This is a genomic window from Flavobacterium gawalongense, assembly GCF_007097265.1.
Classification (GTDB): Bacteria; Bacteroidota; Bacteroidia; order Flavobacteriales; family Flavobacteriaceae; genus Flavobacterium; species Flavobacterium gawalongense.
Map to the genome: position 1 here is coordinate 1 of NZ_VJZP01000068.1, position 3,695 is coordinate 3,695.

Sequence of the window (3,695 nt, forward strand, 5' to 3'; positions counted from 1 at the left end):
GGAATTGGAAGTGCATGCAAGGCACACACAGGCGTTTTGATATAGTGGGGTTTTAGTGGAATTACCGTTTCGCATCATATTTTCTGCGAAGCCGAAAATTGAAAGGTTACGAACCACACACCATCTCAAAGCGGCGGAACGTTGGCGGGAATACCAAAGAACTGCAAAATTGAAAATTACCACTCAAAAACTTTGCTAAAGTTATCCAATTGACTAACTTTGCCAAATGAATCAGAAATTTATAAGAGAAGTTGTTTATTACGAAGATTATTATCTTGATTTTTTTAACGCTCAAAAAGAAGACGTTAAGAAAAAATTCAACTGGACTTTACAGTTAATTTCAACTCAACAAAGAATCCCCGAAAAGTTTTTCAAACATTTGACTGGTTCAGACGGAATATTTGAAGTTCGTGTTGAAGTTGGTTCAGACATTTTTAGAGTTTTTAGTTTTTTTGACAAAGGAAAAATTGTTGTTTTAGTAAATGGATTTCAGAAGAAAACACAAAAAACCCCTAAATCAGAAATCAAAATGGCTGAAAAACTAAAAGCAGAATATTTAGAAGATAAATATAAAAAGTAACGATTATGAAAACTGAAAATAAAAAAATCACATCATTTGCTGAACATTTAGATGCTCAATACGGAAAAACAGGAACCGAAACCCGTGAAAAATACGAAGAAGAATACGAGACCTTTGAACTTGGTGTTATGTTGCAAGAAATGCGAAAAGAACGTGGAATGACACAAGAACAACTGGCATTAAAATGTGGAACAACAAAATCGTATATATCTAAAATTGAAAACAACACAAGTGACATAAGGCTTTCAACATTAATGAGAATAATTAGACTAGGCTTAGGTGGACACTTAAAGTTAAGTTTAACCGAATAAAGGCACTACCCGCCAATCGAGTAGACGGCTCCGCCAGAAACTAACGGAGTGCGCCTCTCACACCACCGTACGTACGGGTCTCGTATACGGCGGTTCGCAAAGTGATGGGTTGAGTTCGATATAAACCTCTGTCAAGGATTGATAACCTCTTTGTTTTAGGCGTTTCAAAGTAATGGTGGTGTTCAAAATAGGACTTTGTGCAATTGCCCAACCGCCTTTCCTCGTTCTACTCCAAGCATAGGCGTGGTCTTGGTCAACCCCCAATCGTATGAGATTCTTTCTCTTTCTCTTTCTTTCGGGTTTCTTCCAGTCGTGCCAAATGCAATAGCGCAGTCGGTTTCTAAGCCAGCCGTCTAAATCACGTAATTTACCCATAATACTCGTTCCCCGAAAATAGTTTAACCATCCTCGTTGCACTTCTTTTATCTTGGCAATACGTTCTTCCAGCTTGACTGGTGCGGTTTTTCTACTAATGCTTTTGAGTCGTTCTTTGAGTTTCTTCCAAGCTTTTTCTGCCACTACCAACTGGTATTGGTTTTTGCTCCCTTTTTGATACGTGGGCACAAACCCAAATCCCAACAAAGTGAAGTTTACGGGACGTCTAATCCCGCTTTTCTCCGTGTTGACGGTCAATTTGAGCTTCGTTTTCAAGAATTTGGCAATAACCTGTGCCGTGGCTTTCGCCTGATTCTGCGATTTGCAGTAGATACTAAAATCATCGGCATAGCGAACGAATTTCAGTTTACGTCTGGTCATTTCCTTATCCAATTCGTGGAGCAGGATGTTAGACAATAACGGACTCAAAGGGCTTCCCTGCGGAACGCCCTTTCTTCGTTTTTGCAGTTTGCCGTTAATCAGTATCGGCACTCGCAACCATTTACGTATCAAGCGCATCGTAGTTTTGCATTTTACTTTTTGATACACTAAATTCAATAACAGACAATGATCCACTTCATCAAAGAAGTTTTTCAGGTCGATATCCACAATGTGGTTCAGTCCTTGGTGGATGTAGCCCCTCGCTTGTCCAATTGCTTGTCGGGCGTTTTTATTGGGTCTAAATCCAAAACTGTTGCTACTAAATTCGGGTTCAAATAATGGCGCAATAACCTGCGATACGGCTTGTTGCAACACACGGTCGGTGGTGGTGGGAACTCCCAAAAGTCGGGTTTTGCCGTTCCCTTTGGGAATTTCCACGCCTAAAATGGGTTGTGGCAAGTAGTTTCCTTGTCTGATAGCTTCGAGCAATTGTTCTTTCCTTTCGGGAAATAGCGTTTTGAGTTGTGTGGTTTTTATACCATCAACTCCTGCGTTTCCCTTGTTGGAAATCATTTGCTCTAAAGCTTTTTGCAGATTGTAAGGATGTGTTACTTGTGCAATCATACTTGTTGTTTAAATCGTTTAAACCTGTTCTCGTTTTTCAAGGCTATCTGCCGTGGCGGATCCCGTTGAAAATTAAGAACCATTTTGCGTTCTCTCCTTCCTTGATTGTGAGACCTATGCGGTATCTATTCGCAACTCGTTGCCACAAGTACTATGACTTCTGCTGACTTCTCTTTATAACCACTCGTGGTTTAAGAGACCTCCCCTGGTAAGAGCTTTTTCCTTCGTCCAATCCCTGCGGCATCTACTGAAATACGATTTTGGTAATCTTTGGACGTTGCAATGGTGTGCTTGCTTATCCTCGTATAACAGCCTCTTATGCCGTTTCTGTTCGTCAGTACCGGACTTTGTCGGTTCGCTTCCTTCAGTGCATACCTCACGGTAAACCACCTTGCGACGTACTAATGATTCGGGGTTTCAATCCGCTCATAAGGGACTTACACCCTCTGGAAAAATAACACTCCGTAAGTTTGATTTATAATCCGAAATTTGTATTTTCGAATTTTTCTTCGAACTTACAGAGTGTGTCCTGCTCATGCAGGGCACACACACTTGCTCACAAGAGATTTGGGCATTTGGCTTGATGGGAAAATGGGTTTGGATTTGGGATGATTTGGCAAATCCGAAGATAAGGCTTAATTTAACCCCAAACCTCTTGTAGCAAGGGAACGGTGTGCAAAGCTTCCAAAAAACGACGAATGAAAAAACTAATTATTGTAACATTATTTCTTTCAATTATTTCTTGTGAAGGACAAGAAAATGATGAAAATAGAATCAAAGCAAAATCTTTAGTTAAACAAGCTAACGAATTGTTTATGAAATCTAATCTTGAGGAGCAAACAAAATTAGATAGTTGCATAGCTTTGATTGACAATGCAATAAAAATTGATGGAAAATATTTTAATGCATATTATGCCAAAAGCAAATTTTTAACTTGGAAAAAGGACATTAAGGAATCAATTAAGAATAACGAAAAAATGATGCAGTTGAGACCTTTCCAGCCTTTATGGAAAATCCAACGTGGACTTTTTTTTGATATTGACGGAAATAAAATTGAGGCTGAAAAGAATTATGCTATTGGAATCAAAGAATATGAGGACTTACTTAAGACCGAACAAAAGAATGATTTCAATTTAAGAATGGAATATGTTTCAGCGTTAGAAACTAAAGGCGATATTAAAAAAGCTGAACAAGAATTAGAAAACGTTTATCGTGACTTTCCAAATAACGAAATTTTGAAAGTTTACAAAACTGAATATAAAATCAAAACTAAAGAGCAAATTATTGAAATTTGGAAAAGCGGAGTGGATAATTAGCTCAGCACACACTCGAGTAGACGGCTCCGCTAGAAACTAACGGAGTGCGCCTCTCACACCACCGTACGTACGGGTCTCGTATACGGCGGTTCGCAAAGTGATGGGTTG

The 3,695-nt window shown here is 39.2% G+C and carries 4 protein-coding genes; 3 read left to right on the plus strand and 1 reads right to left on the minus strand.

The genetic code is table 11. From position 1 onward, the window contains the following. Window positions 1-226 precede the first annotated feature (226 nt). Window positions 227-580, plus strand: a complete 354-nt coding sequence (locus FNW38_RS17205; RefSeq protein ID WP_143388997.1) for a type II toxin-antitoxin system RelE/ParE family toxin — start codon at window positions 227-229, stop codon at window positions 578-580. A gap of 5 nt (window positions 581-585) precedes the next feature. After that, entirely contained in the window at window positions 586-891 is a 306-nt protein-coding gene (locus FNW38_RS17210; protein ID WP_143388998.1) for a helix-turn-helix domain-containing protein, read from the plus strand. 57 nt (window positions 892-948) lie between these two features. Here FNW38_RS17210 and ltrA read toward each other — a convergent pair whose 3' ends face one another. Next, on the minus strand, window positions 949-2,271 hold the full coding sequence (gene ltrA / locus FNW38_RS17215; RefSeq protein WP_143388999.1) for a group II intron reverse transcriptase/maturase: 1,323 nt from the start codon (window positions 2,269-2,271) through the stop codon (window positions 949-951). Window positions 2,272-2,969: 698 nt separating this feature from the next. Between ltrA and FNW38_RS17225 the strand changes: the two genes are divergently transcribed. After that, window positions 2,970-3,587, plus strand: coding sequence for a tetratricopeptide repeat protein (locus FNW38_RS17225; RefSeq protein ID WP_143389000.1), 618 nt, complete (start codon window positions 2,970-2,972; stop codon window positions 3,585-3,587). The last annotated feature ends 108 nt before the right edge of the window (window positions 3,588-3,695 follow it).